The 18,579-nt window shown below is 64.8% G+C and carries 11 protein-coding genes; 5 read left to right on the top strand and 6 right to left on the bottom strand.

Going from position 1 to position 18,579, the window contains the following annotated elements:
• The first annotated feature begins 811 nt into the window (after nucleotides 1-811).
• Together L0U81_RS20805 and L0U81_RS20800 are read left to right on the top strand one after the other, a co-directional pair.
• Nucleotides 812-2,563, top strand: coding sequence for an ABC transporter permease (locus L0U81_RS20805; RefSeq protein WP_233805397.1), 1,752 nt, complete (start codon nucleotides 812-814; stop codon nucleotides 2,561-2,563).
• Between the two features lie 10 nt (nucleotides 2,564-2,573).
• Nucleotides 2,574-3,911, top strand: a complete 1,338-nt coding sequence (locus tag L0U81_RS20800) for an ABC transporter ATP-binding protein (RefSeq protein ID WP_233805396.1) — start codon at nucleotides 2,574-2,576, stop codon at nucleotides 3,909-3,911.
• A gap of 58 nt (nucleotides 3,912-3,969) precedes the next feature.
• Here the strand turns inward: L0U81_RS20800 and L0U81_RS20795 are convergent, their stop codons facing one another.
• From L0U81_RS20795 to L0U81_RS20785, 3 genes are all read right to left on the bottom strand, one after another.
• Nucleotides 3,970-4,977 carry a sterol desaturase family protein gene (locus L0U81_RS20795; protein ID WP_233805395.1) on the bottom strand — a complete coding sequence of 336 codons (1,008 nt, stop codon included), beginning with the start codon at nucleotides 4,975-4,977 and terminating at the stop codon, nucleotides 3,970-3,972.
• Nucleotides 4,978-4,997: 20 nt separating this feature from the next.
• Entirely contained in the window at nucleotides 4,998-6,044 is a 1,047-nt protein-coding gene (locus tag L0U81_RS20790; RefSeq protein ID WP_233805394.1) for a YncE family protein, read from the bottom strand.
• A 153-nt stretch (nucleotides 6,045-6,197) separates the two neighbouring features.
• On the bottom strand, nucleotides 6,198-7,253 hold the full coding sequence (locus L0U81_RS20785) for an aldo/keto reductase (protein WP_233805393.1): 1,056 nt from the start codon (nucleotides 7,251-7,253) through the stop codon (nucleotides 6,198-6,200).
• Between the two features lie 186 nt (nucleotides 7,254-7,439).
• Here L0U81_RS20785 and L0U81_RS20780 point away from each other — a divergent pair, with 186 nt between their 5' ends.
• Both L0U81_RS20780 and pdeR read left to right on the top strand, forming a co-directional pair.
• Nucleotides 7,440-11,966, top strand: a complete 4,527-nt coding sequence (locus tag L0U81_RS20780; RefSeq protein WP_233805392.1) for a DEAD/DEAH box helicase — start codon at nucleotides 7,440-7,442, stop codon at nucleotides 11,964-11,966.
• 205 nt (nucleotides 11,967-12,171) lie between these two features.
• Nucleotides 12,172-14,175: a cyclic di-GMP phosphodiesterase gene (gene pdeR, locus L0U81_RS20775; RefSeq protein WP_233805391.1), complete on the top strand. Its 2,004-nt coding sequence runs from the start codon at nucleotides 12,172-12,174 to the stop codon at nucleotides 14,173-14,175.
• Between the two features lie 74 nt (nucleotides 14,176-14,249).
• Here the strand turns inward: pdeR and L0U81_RS20770 are convergent, their stop codons facing one another.
• A complete protein-coding gene (locus tag L0U81_RS20770) occupies nucleotides 14,250-15,710 on the bottom strand; it encodes a M20 family metallopeptidase (protein WP_233807871.1) in 1,461 nt (486 codons plus the stop codon).
• 166 nt (nucleotides 15,711-15,876) lie between these two features.
• Here L0U81_RS20770 and L0U81_RS20765 point away from each other — a divergent pair, with 166 nt between their 5' ends.
• Complete coding sequence (locus tag L0U81_RS20765) at nucleotides 15,877-16,188, top strand: superinfection immunity protein (protein ID WP_233805390.1); 312 nt, start codon at nucleotides 15,877-15,879, stop codon at nucleotides 16,186-16,188.
• A 59-nt stretch (nucleotides 16,189-16,247) separates the two neighbouring features.
• On the opposite strand, the gene L0U81_RS20760 is transcribed toward L0U81_RS20765, so the two are convergent.
• Together L0U81_RS20760 and L0U81_RS20755 are read right to left on the bottom strand one after the other, a co-directional pair.
• The gene (locus L0U81_RS20760; RefSeq protein ID WP_233805389.1) at nucleotides 16,248-16,517 is read right to left on the bottom strand and encodes a YodC family protein; all 270 of its coding nucleotides are present in this window, start codon (nucleotides 16,515-16,517) and stop codon (nucleotides 16,248-16,250) included.
• Nucleotides 16,518-17,003: 486 nt separating this feature from the next.
• A complete protein-coding gene (locus L0U81_RS20755; RefSeq protein ID WP_233805388.1) occupies nucleotides 17,004-18,557 on the bottom strand; it encodes an MFS transporter in 1,554 nt (517 codons plus the stop codon).
• Between the last annotated feature and the right edge of the window lie 22 nt (nucleotides 18,558-18,579).

The raw sequence follows: 18,579 nt of genomic DNA, 5'->3' as shown, positions 1-18,579 counted from the left end.
AAGCGCGCCAACCCGACTGGGGCGAGTTAGCGGCGAAGGAGCGAACCAGCGGCGACTATCTCGCGGTTGTGTTGCCGGCGCTCGCCGGCATCGGACTTCCACTGCCTGAACATGCGTCCATGGACGACTCCTTCGATACGATGGGGCGGATTGTATTGACATCGCCCGCACAAATACAAGTAAAAAACGCATAAAGACAACATTGTGTTTCCGAACCTCACGCGACGACCTTCAAACTCTTTGCGCGAGCCTTCATCTATTTCTGTTGGCTCTGCTTACAGAATCTGGTTGACTTCCCGTTTTTACCGCGTCTAGAATTCGCCGTCTTCTTAAGTGGGGCAGATGCCTTGGACACCTGTAGTAGCCGATCTTCGAACAGTTTCACTGCCTGACCGGCAGAACGTCCGCGCCCCTTCCTCGCGCCGCCGTTCCGCCAGCAGGCAGAACGGTGCGCGCAGTAGCAGATCTCCTTCGTGCACGTCGATCATGAGCGCCATATGGACGCGGCCTTCGCTCGTCCACACTGGCACGCCCTCGCAAGCCTTCGGGGTTGCGGCCGCCGCTCGCCCTTCAGCCTTGGGATCGTTGCCCTCTTCAGTTCTGCAAAGTTTCTGTCACGAATCAACGCCACACTCGAAAGATTGTGGTGTTGATTCGTCGGGGCCGTCGCTTGCTGAATTAAACCTTTCATCAACTTGCGTTTCGTCATGTTCCAAGCTAAAGATCCGTCGCGATTCGATGACCATGCCGCCATCCGGTACACCGACACGATTTCGCTCCGCCCAAACACTCACGGCCGCGGGGGTTACTGATGGAGTTCAGTTTCAACCTGAACCGCACCGCCAATGCGTCCGCCCGGCGGCTGCTTCCAAACGGATGGGACTTCATTGCCTTTCCACTGATCATCTGTCTGATCGCGATGGCGTCGATCGGCTTTCAGCAGACGCTTGCCCCGATGTCGACGTTAAAGACGCAGGCGATCTCGCTCGATCCGTCGAACCTGCCCGCGTACGCGATGCGCACCACGCTGCGCATGCTCGCGGCGATGGTCGCGTCGCTGACCTTCACGCTCGTGTACGGCACGCTCGCCGCCAAAAGCCGCCGCGCCGGTCTCGTGCTGGTGCCGATTCTCGACATCCTGCAGTCGGTGCCGGTGCTCGGCTATATCTCGTTTACGGTCACGTTCTTCCTCGCGTTGTTTCCAGGCCGGGTACTCGGCGCCGAGTTCGCCGCGATTTTCGCGATCTTCACGAGTCAGGCGTGGAACATGACGTTCAGCTTCTATCAGTCGCTACGCACGGTGCCGCGCGATCTCGATGAAGTGTCGCGCGGCTTTCATCTGACCTCATGGCAGCGCTTCTGGAAGCTCGAAGTGCCGTTCTCGATGCCGGGCCTGATCTGGAACATGATGATGTCGATGTCGGGCGGCTGGTTCTTCGTCGTGGCTTCCGAAGCGATTACGGTCGGCAACAACACGATTACGCTGCCGGGTATCGGCGCCTATCTGGCGCAGGCGATCAGCGACCAGAACCTGCATGCGATCGGCTGGGTGATCCTTGCGATGACGGTCGTGATTCTGGCCTACGACCAGTTGCTGTTCCGTCCGCTCGTCGCGTGGGCCGACAAGTTCCGCATGGAGACCACGAGTTCGGGCAACGCGCCGGAATCATGGCTGCTCGACCTGATCCGCCGCACGCGGCTGATTCACCGGCTGCTCGTGCCGCTCGGCTGGATGCTCGCGACCGCCGCACGCATCCCGTTCCGTGTACCTTTCGCGAACTTCCGGCGCGCCGGGCTACCGCACAGCGAGAAGTCCACGCGCGCGGGCGACATCGTGTGGGGCATCCTGGTACTCGTGCTGACGGCGTACGTGATCTATCGCGTGGTCACCTACGTGCGCACCGGCGTGACGCTCGACGAGGTCGGTCACGTGTTCGTGCTCGGCCTGATCACACTGCTGCGCGTGATGCTGCTGATCGCGATCGCTTCCGTGGTCTGGGTGCCGATCGGCGTGCTGATCGGCCTGCGGCCCGCGCTCGCAGAAAAGGTGCAGCCGCTCGCGCAGTTTCTCGCCGCTTTCCCCGCGAACCTGCTGTTCCCGGTGTTCGTGATCGTGATCGTGCGCTTTCACCTGAACCCGGATATCTGGCTGTCGCCGCTGATCGTGCTCGGCACCCAGTGGTACATCCTGTTCAACGTGATCGCGGGCGCGACCGCCTATCCGAACGACTACCGCGAGGCGGCCACCAATTTCCGCATCCGCGGCTGGCAGTGGTGGCGTCAGATCATGTTGCCGGGCATCTTCCCGTACTACGTGACCGGCGCGATCACCGCATCGGGCGGAGCGTGGAACGCGAGCATCGTGTCCGAGTTCGTCCAGTGGGGCGATACCAAGGTCGCCGCGCACGGTCTGGGCGCTTATATCGCCGAGACCACCGCCGCCGGCGATTTCCCGAAGATCATCCTTGGCGTCGCCGTGATGTCGCTGTTCGTCACGCTGTTCAACCGCACGCTGTGGCGCCCGCTGTATGCCTTTGCCGAATCCAGGCTGCGACTCGACTAGGAGTGAACCCATGCAAAACGTTATTCAAGCCATTCCCGCCGACACGCTCCAGTCGTCCCCGCGCACAAGCTCGCAGGTGCTGAACATCGAGCACGTGTGCCGCGGTTTCGATAAAAATCAGAGCGAGCTGCTGGTGCTCGACGACGTCAATCTGACGCTGCACGAGGGGGAGATCGTCGGACTGCTCGGCCGCTCGGGCTCAGGCAAGTCCACGCTGCTGCGCATCATCTCCGGTCTGATCCGGCCGACGAGCGGCAACGTGACCTACCGGGGCAAGCCGCTCGACGGTCCCGCCGAGGGCGTCGCGATGGTATTCCAGACCTTCGCGCTGTTTCCGTGGCTGACGGTATTGCAGAACGTCGAAGCCGGACTCGAGGCGCTCGGCGTCAGCGTCGACGAACGGCGCAACCGCGCGCTCGCGGCGATCGACCTGATCGGCCTCGACGGCTTCGAGAACGCGTATCCGCGCGAGCTGTCGGGCGGCATGCGCCAGCGCGTCGGCTTTGCTCGCGCGCTCGTCGTCGATCCGACCATCCTGCTGATGGACGAGCCGTTCTCCGCGCTCGACGTGCTGACCGCCGAAACGCTGCGCACTGACCTGCTCGACCTGTGGAACCAGGACCGCATGCCGATCAAGGCGGTGCTGATCGTCACGCACAACATCGAGGAAGCGGTGTTCATGTGCGACCGCATTCTGGTGCTGTCGTCGAACCCCGGGCGGGTGGTGGCCGAGACCGTGGTGCCGTTCGCGCATCCGCGCAACCGGCTCGACCCGGCATTTCGCGCGCTCGTCGACGAGATCTACGCGAAGATGACCGCACGCCCCACCGGCGCCGCGGCCAAACGCGAACTCGAACCCGGCAGCTGGCTGCCGAACGTGTCGACGAACCTGATGGCCGGTCTGATCGAAACGCTCGCGGCCGCACCCTACAACGGCCGCGCCGACATGCCGGAGATCGCGCGCACGCTGCAGCTGGAAGTGGACGAGCTGTTCCCGATCGCGGAAATGCTGCAGTACCTCGGCTTTGCCGAAGTCAGCGAGGGCGACGTGTTCCTCACGCCGCCCGCGCAACGATTCGCCGAGGGCAGTACGCAGGAGCGCAAGATCATGTTCGCCGACCATCTGTTGCAGAGCGTGCCGCTCGCCGCGCGAATCAGGAAGGTGCTCAACGAGCGGCCCGGACATCGCGCGCCGCGCGTGCGCTTCGAGCAGGAACTCGAGGACATGCTGTCGGACAGCGCGGCGCAGGAAACGCTCGACGCGGTGATCGACTGGGGCCGTTACGCGGAAATCTTCTCGTACAACGACAAGACGGAGACTTTCAGTCTCGCGGACGTAGAAACTTGAGCGAGTGCTGAAGCAAAATGGCGTGGAGAACGCCAGTTCTCCGCGCCATGTCGTTTTGTTATCGAGCCCCGGCTGCGCCCGCACCGTGCCGTGCGCGCAGACGCGCGGCGATGCGGCCGAACGCATACCATTGCTGCGCGATCAGTCCATCGCCATACGAGCGCGCGGCACCGTGCGGCGCGGGCAACTGATCGCGGATGCCAGTCGGCTCGACCCTGCGGTTCCACGACGCAGTCTGGAACAGCATGTCCCACCACGGGAACAGAACGCCGAAATTGCAGCCGTAGCGCGTGCCTTCGTGGCCGTAGCCGATCGCATGATGACGGCGATGAAACGCGGGACTCACGATCAAGCGTTCGAGCAGCCATCCGTACTTGAGACGCGCGTTCACGTGCTGCACGCTCTGCATAAAATTGCCGACCGCGACGAGCACGACGAACTGGCTCGGCTGCACGCCGATGAACAGCGAGATCGCCGCAAAAAACGCCGCCTGCAGGATGTCGTCGAGAAAGTGATTGCGGTCGTCGGTCCACAGCGACATCTGCCGCTGGCTGTGATGAACCGCATGCAGTTCCCACCACACGCCGAACCGGTGTTGCCAGCGGTGATACCAGTAGCCGGCGAAGTCGAGCACGATCAGATAGATCAGAAACGACACGAGCGGTTGATCAGTGACGCCCGGCCACAAGCTATCGACGTCGATGTTGGGCACGTCGTGGATCGCCATCAGGCTCTGCCAATGGTTGAAGAACGGCTGCAGCAGAAAGAAGAACGCAATATTGATGATGCCGAGCTTGGCGATCCACGTGTAGATCACGTCCACGCGCAACGCCTTGCGGTCCGTCCACGTCTCCACCGGGCGAAGCGCTTCGAGCGGCCGCAACGCCACATACGAGACGAGTATCTGCAGCGCGCCGACGATCACCCAGTAGAGCGCGTCGTAAGTGTCTTCGTCATAGCCCATCAGATTGAAGCGGTAGAAAATCGGCTGGACGACGTCGATGTACAGAAGCGTCTGCAGGGCTGAGATGCCGTTGTCGAGTTGAGCGAGGAGTTCGTGAATCATGTAGGGCCTTTCGGGTTGCCTCAGTCCGGATTGGGCGCGTAGACCGGCGCGCGGTTGGCGAAATACAGGCCGTGCGGCGAACGCCCGACTGGAATCGTATCGACCAGTCGATGCGTGCTCAGGTCAATGACGCCGACATGCCTCGCAAAGCGGAACGTGACCCATAGATAGCGCCGGTCCGCGGATAGTTCCATGTCGTCGGGACCGGGCATCAGGCCGGTAATGTCGGCCACTTTTGTCAGCGTGTTGTAATCGATAATGCTGATCGTGTTCTCCACACGATTCGACACGGCGATATGCTGGCTATCGTCGAGATTGCGGAAGTTGTGCGCGCCGCGACCGGTCTGGATCTTCTTCACGAGTGCCCGGTTCTTCCAGTCGACCACCGCGACATTGTCTTCGCCGGTCATGCCGATAAGCAGATAGCGGTCGCCCGGCGTCATCCAGAGTCCGGCCGGCGTCCTGCCTACATGCAGCTTCCAGATGACTGACTGCGTCGGCAGATCGATCGCCGCGACCTCGCCCGTATCCTGCAGCGTAACGAACACGGTACGGTTATCGGAGGCGAAGGTCAGGTGGCTGGGTGTCTTCGCCAGCGCAATCCGCTTCGCGAGCGTCACGTTCTCGCCGTCGTAGTGATAGATGTCGACGCGATCGAGCCGCAGTCCCGCGGTGACGAACCACTTGTGGTCAGGGGAAAAGCCGAGCTGATAAGGATCTTCGATATCCTCGAGACGGCGCTGCACACGGCCGCTGTGAGGGTCGACGAACATCAGGTTGTTCGAGATCGAATCCGCGACGATGAGCGAGCGGCCATCGGGCGTGACCATCAGATGGTGGGGTTCCTTGCCGGTCGGCTCGGTGCCGATCACTTTGTGCGTGGCAGGATCGATCAGCGTGAGCTGCGCTTCGCCCGAGTCGAGCACGATCACGTTGTCGGCCGCGAGGGCGAAATGGGGCAACGTCAGCGAACAGCAAGCCAAAGCGCCGAAAACGCCGGCCTTTGCAATGGAAGCAAACGAGAATGTCACGAACTGGACAGGAGTCGGAAGTATGACGCGAGACATCGGCATGGTCGATGCGTAGAGGACCTACGGTGTGAAGTCTACGCGCAAACGCATGACAAATGTGATGATCGTCGCGGCCGCGCCGGCATGAAATCCGCGCGGCGCGACGTTGGGGATTCAGGATTCTCCTGCGTTCGCGGGTACGCCGTCGCGCTACCGCTGCACGACGTGCCGCACCTCGGCCAGTTGCTGCCGGCGCTGCTCGCCCTGCCGCTCCAGCATCCAGCCCGGATACTCGGCCGGCAGTTTGCTGACTTCGGCGAGCTTCGCGAGCTCATCGGCAGACAATGCGACGTTGGTCGCCGCGATGTTGTCGTCGAGCTGCTCGATTTTCTTCGCGCCGACGATCACCGTGCTGACGACACGCTGGTGCAGCAGCCACGCCAGTGCGATCTGCGCAACCGACACGTTCTTCGCCGCGGCGATCTCGCGCATCACGTCGATGCAGTCATACGCACGCTCGCGATCGACCGGCGGAAAATCGAAGCTCGTGCGACGGCTGCCTGCTTCGGCCTGTTGCTCCCGGCCGTATTTGCCGCTCAGCAAACCGCCCGCGAGCGGACTCCACACCATCAGCCCGAGACCTTCGCTTTGCAGCATCAGCACGAGTTCGCGTTCGAGATCGCGGCCCGCGAGCGTGTAATACGCCTGCAGCGTTTCGAAGCGCGCGGTGCCGAGCCGCTCGGCGATGCCGAGCGCCTTCGCGATCTGCCACGCGGCCCAGTTCGACACGCCGACGTAGCGCACGTGGCCGTGCTGCACGAGCGTATCGAGCGCGCGCACGGTCTCCTCGATCGGCGTGGCCGGGTCGAAGCCGTGGATCTGATAAAGGTCGACGTGATCGAGTTGCAGACGCTTCAGGCTCGCCTTGATGCCGTCGAGGATGTGATAGCGCGACGCGCCGCGCGCATTCGCGAACTCGCCGGTCTGGCCGAACACCTTGGTCGCGATCACGACCTTGTCGCGCGGTACTTGCAGATTCTTCAGCGCCTGGCCGGTGATCTGCTCGGACAGGCCGCCCGCGTAGACGTCGGCCGTATCGATGAAATTAATGCCCGCGTCGAGCGCCCGGCCGACCAGCCGCTCCGCGTCGTTCTGCTGCAGATCGCCGATCTGCCGCCAGATGCCTTCGCCGCCGCCGAAGGTCATCGTGCCCAAACACAACTCTGAAACAAACACACCGGTACGGCCCAACTGGTTATATCGCATCGTCGACGCTCCATCGTGGGTGCAGGGAGAGTTGTCAAGCGTACTGCAATTGGTGGAGGCTGGCAGGTGACGCGCACGAGCGGGGAAAACCTGCGAGACTGACCGCTATTGCCCGTCAGCGTGGAATGACCGATAGCCGCCCCGCCCCCACTGGATATCCCCCGCACCACCCTCACCTACACGAGCATGACCTCGGCCAAAACTACCGCCGCACTCGACGCGGCGCCTCGTTCCCGGAAGACTCGCTCCACCGCGCGCGCGGCGCGGCCCGCCGCGCCTGCGCTGCCGCCATCGCAGGACGCACTCGACGGTTTTCACCCGGCCGTCGCCAACTGGTTCCGCAAAACCTTCGCCGCCCCCACCGACGCGCAGGCCGCCGCGTGGCCGCAAATCCGCAGCGGCCGCTCGACGCTGGTCGCCGCGCCGACCGGCTCCGGCAAGACGCTGACCGCGTTCCTGTCCGCGTTGAACGACCTCGTGACGCAAGGCGAGACGAACGGCGGCACCCTGCCCGACGAAACACTGGTGGTATACGTCTCACCGCTCAAGGCGCTTTCCAACGACATCCGCCTGAACCTGCAACTGCCGCTCCAGGGCATCTCCGCAGAACTGGACGCCCTCGGTTTACCGCCGCTCGACATCCGCACCGCGGTGCGAACCGGCGATACCACCCAGCAGGAACGCAACGCACTGAAAAAACGCGCGCCGCACATCCTCGTGACCACACCCGAATCGCTGTACGTGCTGCTCGGCTCGGACTCCGGCCGCCGCATGCTGGCGACGGTGCGCACGGTGATCGTCGATGAGATCCACGCGCTCGCCGGCAGCAAGCGCGGCAGTCATCTCGCGCTAAGTCTCGAACGGCTCGACGCGCTATGCGGGCGGCACCTGCCGCGCATCGGGCTGTCGGCGACTCAAAAGCCGGTCAGCGCGGTCGCACGGTTTCTGGTGGGCGGCGCCAGTCTCGACAGCGACACGCCGGCCGAGTGCGCGGTAATCGACGTCGGCCATGTCCGCGCGCGCGACCTCGCGCTCGAAATCCCGCCCGTGCCGTTCGAAGCGGTGATGGCCAACGAGGTATGGGAGCGCGTCTACGACCGGCTCGCTGAACTGGTCGCGCAGCATCGCACGACGCTGATCTTCGTCAACACGCGCCGCATGGCCGAACGCGCCGCGCGTCATCTGACCGAGCGGCTCGGCAAGGACGCGGTCGCCGCTCATCACGGCAGCCTCGCGAAAGAACATCGTTTCGACGCTGAGCAGCGCTTGAAGCGCGGCGAGCTGCGCGTGCTGATCGCGACCGCATCGCTCGAACTCGGCATCGATATCGGCGACGTCGACCTCGTCTGCCAGATGGGTTCGCCGCGCGCGATCGCGCCGTTCCTGCAACGCGTCGGCCGCTCCGGACACCACGTTGGCGGTATGCCAAAGGGGCGGCTGTTTCCGTCTTCGCGCGACGATCTGCTCGAATGCGCGGCGCTGCTCGATTGCGTGCGGCGCGGCGAACTCGACGCGCTGCGTATTCCGCGCGCGCCACTCGACGTGCTCGCGCAGCAGATCGTCGCGGAAGTGTCGAGCGCCGAGTGGGGCGAGGATGCGCTGTTCGACATGATGCGGCGGGCGGCGCCGTACGCGGATCTGCCGCGCGAGCAATACGACGCAGTGCTGCGCATGCTCGCCGAAGGCTACACGAGCCGCCACGGTCCGCGCGCGGCTTACGTGCATCGCGATGCGGTCAGCGGCACACTGCGCGGCCGACGCGGCAGCAAGCTGGTCGCGGTCACCTCGGGCGGCACGATTCCCGAGAACGCGGATTACGCGGTCGTGCTGGAACCGCAGGCGCTCAACATCGGTACGGTCAACGAGGACTTCGCGGTCGAAAGCCTCGCCGGCGATGTGTTCCAGCTCGGCAACGCGTCGTACCGGATTCTGCGCATCGAGAGCGGCCGGGTGCGGGTCGAGGACGCGCAGGGGCAACCGCCGAACATTCCGTTCTGGCTCGGCGAGGCGCCGGGGCGCAGCGACGAGTTGTCGTTCGCGGTCGCGAGATTGCGCGAGCAAGTCGAGACGTTGCTGGCGGAGCGCGAGACGCGCACCACCACGGCGTCCGCAAGCGAAACCGAACCCGCCGCCGCGCGCCTCGAGCGCGCCATCACCTGGCTCGTCCACAACCTCGCGCTCGACGAACCCGCCGCGCGCCAGATCGTCGACTACCTGGCGCGCGCCCGCGCGGCGCTCGGCGTGCTGCCCACCCAAAGCACGCTCGTGATGGAGCGCTTCTTCGACGAATCGGGCGGCACCCAGCTCGTCATCCACTCGCCGTTCGGCAGCCGCGTGAATCGCGCGTGGGGACTCGCGTTGCGCAAGCGCTTCTGCCGCAGCTTCAACTTCGAGCTTCAGGCCGCCGCGACCGAGGACGCAATCATCCTGTCGCTGACTGGCAGCCACTCGTTCGTGCTCGACGACGTCTGGCGCTATCTGCATTCGAACAGCGCCGAACATCTGCTGATCCAGGCGCTGCTCGATGCACCGCTATTCGGCGTGCGCTGGCGCTGGAACGCAACGACCTCGCTTGGCCTGCCGCGCTACACGGGCGGTCGCAAGACCGCACCGCAACTGCAGCGCATGCGCAGCGAGGATCTGCTCGCCAGCGTGTTTCCAGAGCAGGCCGCGTGTCTGGAGAACATCGTCGGCGAGCGCGAGGTGCCCCGCCACCCCTTAGTTGACCAAACCATTGACGACTGCCTCCACGACGCGATGGACAGCGAACGCTGGCTCGCGCTGCTGCGCCGCATCGAGCACGGCGAGCTGCGGCTCGTGGCGCGCGATCTGCCGGCGCCATCGCCGCTCGCCGCCGAAATCCTGACCGCGAAGCCCTACGCGTATCTCGACGACGCGCCGCTCGAGGAGCGCCGCACCCAGGCGGTACTGAACCGCCGCTGGACCGACCCGGAAAGCGCCGACGATCTCGGCGCGCTCGACGCCGCCGCGATCGACAGTGTGCGCGACGAAGCCTGGCCGCAGGCACGCAACGCCGACGAAATGCACGAAGCGCTGACGGGCCTCGCATGCATCACCGAGGCCGAGGCGCGCGCGCATGAAGGCTGGCCGGCACTGCTAGCCGCGTTGGCGAAAACCGGCCGGGCGACGCGCTTGCCGCTGGCCGCGAATGCAAACGCGAGCACCGCCGACGACAACGACAACGCACTATGGCTGCCCGCCGAACGCCTCACCTGCTTCGAAGCGCTCTATCCCGGCCTCCCGCGCGATCGCTACACACCGCCGCTGCGTGCCCCGAAGGGCTACACCGACAGCTGGAGCGCCGACGACGCGCTCGTCGACGTACTGCGCGCGCGTCTGACCGGCTTCGGCCCGCTCACGGTGGACGCGATCGCGCGCCCGCTCGGTTTGCCGGCCAACCAGGTCGAAGCGGCGCTGATCCGGCTCGAAGCCGAAGGCTATCTGTTGCGCGGCCGCTTCACGCCGCACACGAGCGTCGAGGAATGGTGCGAGCGGCACCTGCTCGCGCGTATCCATCGCTACACAGTGAAGCGGCTGCGGCGCGAGATCGAGCCGGTCGAGCGGCACGACTACATGCGCTTCCTGTTCGAATGGCAGCATCTGACGCCGACCGCGCGCGCCGAAGGCCGCGACGCGCTCGCCGCCGCGCTCGATCAGCTCGAAGGTTTCCAGGCCGCCGCCGCTGCGTGGGAGGAAGACATCCTGCCCGCGCGCGTGCGCGCCTACGCCAGCAGTTCCCTCGATGAACTATGCCGCGCCGGCAAGATCGTCTGGACCCGCCTGACCGAGCGCGCGCGCGGCGCCGCCGGTCCGGTCCGCGGCACGCCGATCGTGCTGCTGCCGCGCGCCCAGTTGCGTGCGTGGCGCGCGCTGCTCGACCCGGCGCGCCAGGTCGAGTTGTCGGCGCTCGCGCAAAGCGTGCATGACACCCTCGCACAACACGGCGCCATGTTCTTCGACGAACTGCTAGCCGAGGTGCGCGTGCTGCGCATGGAGCTCGAAAACGCGCTTGGCGAGCTGGTCGCGGCAGGCCTCGCCAACTCCGACAGCTTCGCGGGCCTGCGCGCATTGCTGAGACCGGTCGCCAAACGCCACGTGTTTTCGAGCGGCCGGCGCGCGCGAGCGAGTGCGCTGATCGGCGGCATGGACGATGCGGGGCGGTGGTCGCTCGTAAGCCGCCCCTCCTCCGCCGCGCCGGAGAATCCGCCCGAAGGGCGCCGCCAGTTGCCGCCCGAGGTACTCGAACACGTCGCGATGACGTTGCTGCGCCGCTACGGCGTCGTGTTCTGGCGCGTGCTCGAACGCGAGGCGGAATGGCTGCCGCCGTGGCGCGATCTGCTGCGCGTGTTGCAACGGCTCGAAGCGCGCGGCGTGATTCGCGGCGGGCGATTCGTCAACGGGCTCGCTGGCGAGCAGTTCGCGCTGCCCGAGGCGATTCCGCTGCTGCGCGAAGTGCGGCGGCAGCCGGACGACGGTGCTTTTATCTGCGTCGCGGCGACCGACCCGCTCAATCTCGTCGGCACGTTGCTGGTCGGCGACAAGGTGCCGGCCGTCGCCGGCAACCGCGTGCTGTATCGGAACGGTGTGGTGGCGGCCACGCTGGTGGCCGGCAAGTTCTGGTTCGACGCGGCGCTCGACGCCCATCAGCCCGAGCGGGAACGCGCCCGAGCCTTGCTGGCGCGCCGCTTCTAGCGGCGTCACGGTGACGTCGCTTTGCCGCGGAATAATGCCGCCTCGCGCAGCCGTGCCGAGCCGAGCCGATTATTCCCGAAACGTTAATGATTCTTCGCTCGAACTGTCACGCTTCGATACAATGAGGCAATTTCTATTTCGTATGAGGAAGACTGTCTGCCGCCGCCCGCCTTGATCGGGACTGCCGGCAGACTCCGGGGACTTCATGAGCGACGAGCTACACGACCAGGTGCTTCACGCGCGGTTCGGCACGAGCAGCCCTTGCTGGCGTCTATCGGCGGCCAGCGACACACTGGAACTCGCGTCGGCGCACGGCCGCGCGGCTCCCAGCGTCGCGATTCCCCTCACACCTTCGCAAGCCGCACAGGTCCGCGGCCTCAGCGGCGTGACTTCGCACGTGGTCGTCGATGTGCAACTGGACAGCGCACCGCTGCGTCTGCATCTGGTCGGCAAGAAGCTCAATGGTCATCGCTGGGGCGGCACCGCGTCGGCCCACGCCGACACCGAATCGGTCGCGCGCGCACTGCTGCACGGTCTGTCATTCGCCGAGCAGGTGGTCTCCGAGGTGAACTCGGTGGTCGTGATCGTCGACCGGCACGGCCGGATACAGCGCTTCAACCGGCTCGCCGAGGAACTGACCGGGCTCAGGGAAGAGGACATCATCGGCCGCAGGGTCTGGACGCTGTTCATGTCGTCCGAAGGCGACGTGGTTTCGAACCGCGTCAGCGCGGACTTCTTCAATCGCGGCGAACCGTACGAGATCGAGCGACGCATCAAGACGGTGCACGGCGAGCGGCTGTTCCTGTTCCGCAACAGGTTCGTGCGCAGCGGCAACGGCATCGAAGACCAGTTCCTGATCTGCTCGGGCACCGACATCACCGAGCAACGGCTCGCCCAGGACCGCCTGATCGAGCAGGCCACCACCGACCCGCTCACGGGTCTCGCCAATCGCAACGCGATCCAGGAGCGCATCCAGATCGCGATCGAACAGGCCGCGCCGGGCGAAACCGTCGGTGTGCTATTTCTCGATCTCGACAACTTCAAGAAGGTCAACGATCACTACGGCCACGTGTTCGGCGACCGGCTGATCTGCGACGTGTCGGACGCGATCCGCAACTGCCTCAATCCGGGCGACTCGCTCGCGCGGCTAGGCGGCGATGAATTCATCGTGCTCGCGACGAAGGGCTCCGCGCATGCGCTCGAAAACACCGCGCAGCGCATTCTCGACCGCATGCGCATGCCGTTCGCGGTCGGGCTCGTCGAGGTCTACACCGGCTGTTCGATCGGCATCGCGCGTTGGCCCGAGCATGGCGACAGCCTCGAATCGCTGATCCGTTCCGCCGACACCGCGATGTACGTTGCGAAGGACGAAGGCAAGCGCACGCATCGCGTGTTCTCGCCGGACATGAACCGCCGCGTCGCCGAGTTTATGTGGCTCGACACGAATCTGCGCCGCGGACTCGAGGAAGGCCAGTTCGCGCTGCACTATCAGCCGAAACTGAACCTTGCCACAGGGGCCGTGGAAGGCGCGGAAGCGCTGGTGCGCTGGAATTCGCCAGAGCGCGGCCAGATCATGCCGGTCGAGTTCATTCGTTATGCCGAGGAATCCGGACTGATCGGCGTGCTCGGCCGCTGGGTGATGGAAACCGCCGCGAAGCAGGCGGCCCGCTGGAAAGCGGCCGGCTACGACTTGCGCGTCGCGATCAACGTGTCCGCGCGGCAACTCACGGATACAGCCGTGGTCCGCCATTTCGCCGAGGCGCTGCAGCACGCGGGCCTCGATCCATGCCTCGTCGACCTCGAACTGACCGAAAGCTGCCTGATCGAAAACGAAGCGGCCGTGATCGAACTGATCAAGCAGTTCCGCCAACTCGGCGCGCAAGTGCATCTGGACGACTTCGGCACCGGCTATTCGTCGCTGTCGCAACTCGGTCGTATTCCGCTCGACGTGATCAAGCTCGACCGCAGCTTCGTGCGCTCGATCGACGCGGATATGAAGGCCCAGGCGCTGGTGCGCTCGATGGTTGCGGTCGCACAGGAACTCGACTTCCAGGTGGTCGCCGAAGGGATCGAAACCGAAGCGGAAGAAGCCTTCATGAAGGGAATCGGTGTCGATTACGTGCAGGGCTACCTGTACGCGAGGCCGATGCCCGCCCTCGAATTCGAGCGCTGGCTGCTCGACAGGCGCAAGCTCAGGCTGATCGCCTGAGCCCTGGTCCCGCGCGTCAGCGCAGGCGCCGAGCCGCCGCGCGCACCCGAGCCCCGCTCAAGCAAATCGAAAACTCAAGGCGCCGCGGCGATCACCTCGGCCACCGCGGCCGTCAGCTTCTTGCCGAACGGCACGTGCAGGAACTCGTTCGGCCCATGTGCGTTCGACTTCGGCCCGAGCACGCCGCACACCATGAACTGCGACTTCGGGAAACCGGCCTTCAGCACGTTCATCAGCGGGATCGTGCCGCCGAGGCCCATGTAGGCAGCGTCGGCGCCGAAGTGCTGACGCGATGCGTCGTTGAGCGCGGTGGCGAGCCACGGCGCAACCTCCGGCGCGTTCCAGCCGCTCGCCGCGCCCGCATCCGGCTTGAACGTGACCTTCGCGTTGTACGGCGGATCGAATTCGAGCAACGCCTTCAGTTCGGCGACCGCCTTTTCCGCTTCGATGGTCGGCGGCAGACGCAGCGACAGCTTGAACGCCGTGCGCGGCCGTAGCACGTTGCCGGCGTCGGCGAGCGCGGGCAAGCCGGCCGCGCCCGTCACCGACAGCGACGGACGCCACGTCGAATTGAGCAGCGCCTCGCGCGGATCGGCCGTGGTGGGCAGCACCTGACGGCCGTCCTGGCCGCACGCCCACGGCATCTTCTTCCAGACGTCGTCGCCGAGAATCCTTGCGGCGGCCTCCACTTCGCGCAGACGATCGGCTGGCACCGGGCAATGAAAGCCCTTCGGCAGCAGCGTGCCGTTCGCGGAGTCTTCGAGACGGTCGAACAGTTGCCGCATGACGCGGAAGCTCGACGGCACAATGCCGCCATAGACGCCCGAGTGAATCCCTTCGTCGAGCACCTGCACTTCGAGATCGCCGCCGACGAGGCCGCGCAGCGACGTGGTCAACCATAGTTGATCGTAGTTGCCCGCGCCCGAATCGAGACACACGACGAGCCCGACGTTGCCGAGCCGCTCGCGCAGCGCGTCGACGTATGGCAGGAGGTCGTAGCTACCCGACTCTTCGCAGGTTTCGATCAGCCCGACGCAGCGCGGACGCTCGACACCCTGCGCATCGAGCGCGGCGAGCGCCGTCAGGCTCGCGTAGATCGCGTACCCGTCGTCCGCGCCGCCGCGACCGTAGAGCTTGCCGTCTTCGAGCTTCGGCGTCCAGGGACCCAGGTCGTTGCGCCAGCCGTCGAACTCGGGCTGCTTGTCGAGGTGGCCGTAGAGCACGATGGTTTCATCACTGCCCGAGCGCGTCGCCGCCGTTTCGAAGAAGATCACGGGCGTGCGGCCCGGCAGGCGGATCACCTCGAGCTTCAGGCCGCGCACCGGCTGCTGCTCGGCCCATTGCGCGGCGTCGGTGATCACTCGCTCCAGATAGCCGTGCCTCGCCCAGTCGGGATCGAACGCCGGGCTCTTGGCCGGCACCGCGATGTAGTCGGTCAGCGCGGGCACGATCTCGTCGTTCCACTTGCGCTCGACGAATTCTCGTAGCGTGTCCGGGTTCAGTTGGGCCTGCTGGGCCGTATCGTCGGTGATCATGATCGGGTCCGTGAAGTACCGTTCGGTCGAAACGAACATGATAGTCCCGATGCGTGCCGGGCTGAACCCCTTGCCGCGTCTGGGTGCCAGGCGGAATTGCGCAGGTGCGGCGCAAAGCCGCCATTCGCGCGACAATCCTTACACGCATCGCGCATCAGGAGCTTTTATGGGTGGCAACTTGGCCGTTCAGGTCATCGCCGCGGCGTTCGCGCTGGCGCTGTATTTTCTGCCGGCGATCATCGCGGACCGGCGCAAGCGCCGCGACGTGCTGACGCTCGCGCTCTTCAACGCCTGCCTCGGCTGGACCGTGCTCGGTTGGCTGCTGGCGATGTATTGGGGACTACAGCCGAATCCGCCGGAGAACCTCGCGACCGACGTCGTCGAGACACGCAAAGCGTTGAGTCTGCGCGCGTTTTCGTCGGCTCTGATGGTGCGGGTGCGGCGGCGCGAGGCCGCGCGCGATCGGCCCGAGCACTGAATCGATTCGGGTGGCTCGAGCGATACGGCCAATAAAACAGGTTGGTCGACTTGCGTCACTCAGGCCGCGCGCGCGATGCGATGCGACTGTACCGAGCCGGCCGGAATCGAGCGCGGTTCCGCGCGCACGTCTTGTGGTGCAAACCTTTCGTGGCGCAGTTCGCCTTGTTCGTCGAACCACTCGCAGATCAGCCAGTCGCCGCTGTTGAGCGCGACCGGACCTGCGTACGTCACGGTCATGCGCGGGCCCCCTTCCTTTAACTTGACGACGTCGCCTGCGTTGAAGGCGGCGGAGCTTGTCTGCAATGCGTCAATGGTAGCGGTCAGCATATTCGGTCCTCTATGTTGAGCGTTATTAAGTCATTGCGCCGGCTTTATCGACTTCGACCCGTTGAATGAACACTCTAAAAGTTAAGAGAGATTAACAATTGAATTTAAACGCGGCAAGCCATTTTTATTGATATCGTTTTCACCGCGGACCGCAAATCATGCCGGACAGATAAAGTTCCCCGCTCTACGTGAAAATACCGCGACACCCCTGCGGATAACCCTATGTGCGTTACCGCACAAACGCAACACTTACTGCAGGCCGTTTGCAGGCCGGTACAAAATGCGAAACCGCATTCGTCTGATTAGAAATCGTGACGCAATGCCGCGTAGATGTTATTCCGGACGGGCTGATTTGACCTAAATCAGAATTACCTGTGAACGACCAGATCGCCGGTAAATACCGCGTATTTCGTTATACCGCTTCGTTCAAATTGAACGATTTTTCAGGCGGACCAACAAATGAAAACGATTACCAGCGAATTAATTTCAAGCCGCTTGCGCGAGTGAGCGCCGCAGGCCTTGCTGATGACGCACGAGCAGTACGCTCAGGCCGATACACACGAACATCAGCACGGCATTGATACCGAGGCTCAACTGGAAGGCGTGCGCATAAGACCCCGGTGCCGCGCTTGCGCCGAGCGCCCCGAAGAACGCGCCGCTGATCGCCGCGGTACCGAAAGCGGAGCCGATCTGCAGCGTCGACGACACCACGCCCGATGCAAGCCCGGCCTTCTCAGGCACCACCTCCTGCAGCACGATGCGCACGATCGACGGCAACAGCAGGCCATGTCCGACGCCCGCGCAGACCAGCCCGGAATAGAACAGCAGATCGGGCGTCGCGGTCTGGGTCGCGGACCAGCCGGTCACGGCGAAGCCGAGCGTCAACATCGAGAAGCCGAGAGTCAGCACATGTGCGCCGATGCGCTTGACCACGGCCGGCGACGTGAGCGGCCCGATCACGAAGCCGAGCGCGAACGGCATGATCGCGATGCCCGACGCGAGCGGCGTCCAGTGCAGGCCGGTTTGCAGGAAGATGCCGTAGGTCAGGAAGAACGCACTATTGCAGTAGAACAGGAACGCAAGCACGAGACCCAGCGCGAACGCGCGGTTACGGAACAGTTGCAGATCGACGAGCGGATGGCCGCCGCCACGCTCGACGCGCCGCTCGGTCGCGACGAACAGCGCGAACATCGGCACCGCGAGCGCGAACATCGCGAAGGTCCACGCGGGCCAACCGGCTTCGCGGCCATGCGTCATCGGATAGATGACGAGCAGCAGCACCGCCGAGAGCAGCGCGACGCCCTTCAGGTCGACACCCGTATGCGTGGCCGGCTGGTTCTCGGGCACGAACTTCCACGTGCCGATGAAGGCCGCGATGCCGATCGGGATGTTGATGAGGAAGATCACGCGCCAGTCGAGACCGAACGGGTGATAGGTGATCAGCGCGCCGCCGCCGAGTTGCCCGACGATCGACGACAAACCGAACACGAAGCCATACAGACTCATCACGCGTGTCTGCTGATGCAGCGGCACGACCGCGCGAATCGTCGCGAGCACCTGCGGCGCCATCACCGCGGCCGCGATGCCCTGCACGATGCGTGAAATCACGAGCATCTGGCCGCTCGTCGCGAAGCCGCACAGCGCCGACGCGACCACGAACGCCGCCATGCCCGTCATGAACATGCGACGGCGGCCGAACAGATCGCCGAGCCGGCCGCCCGTGATCAGCAGCACCGCGTAGGCGGACGCATATGCGGACACGACGAGTTGCAGTTGCGCGTCGCTCGCGTCGAGGCCCGTGTGAATCGACGGCAGCGCGAGATTGACGATGAAGTAATCGAGCGGCGCGAGAAAGGCGCCGACGAACAGCACGGCGAGCGCGAGCGTCTGGCGCTGCAAGCCCGGCGCCGCCGCTTTGGCGGCGAGCGCCATGCCTGCCATCGCCGGTCCGGGACCGGTCACGGCGCCGGCTGTGCATGTGGCGCAGCCGGCGGATCCACCGAACGCCGCCGGAGCGGACTTGATCGCTTCGCTTTTCATGACCGATCGTTCAAAAATTAGT

This window comes from Paraburkholderia sp. HP33-1 (assembly GCF_021390595.1).
Taxonomy (GTDB): Bacteria; Pseudomonadota; Gammaproteobacteria; order Burkholderiales; family Burkholderiaceae; genus Paraburkholderia.
Note: the sequence above shows the minus strand (reverse complement) of the source record. Positions and strands in the feature narration are given on the sequence as shown.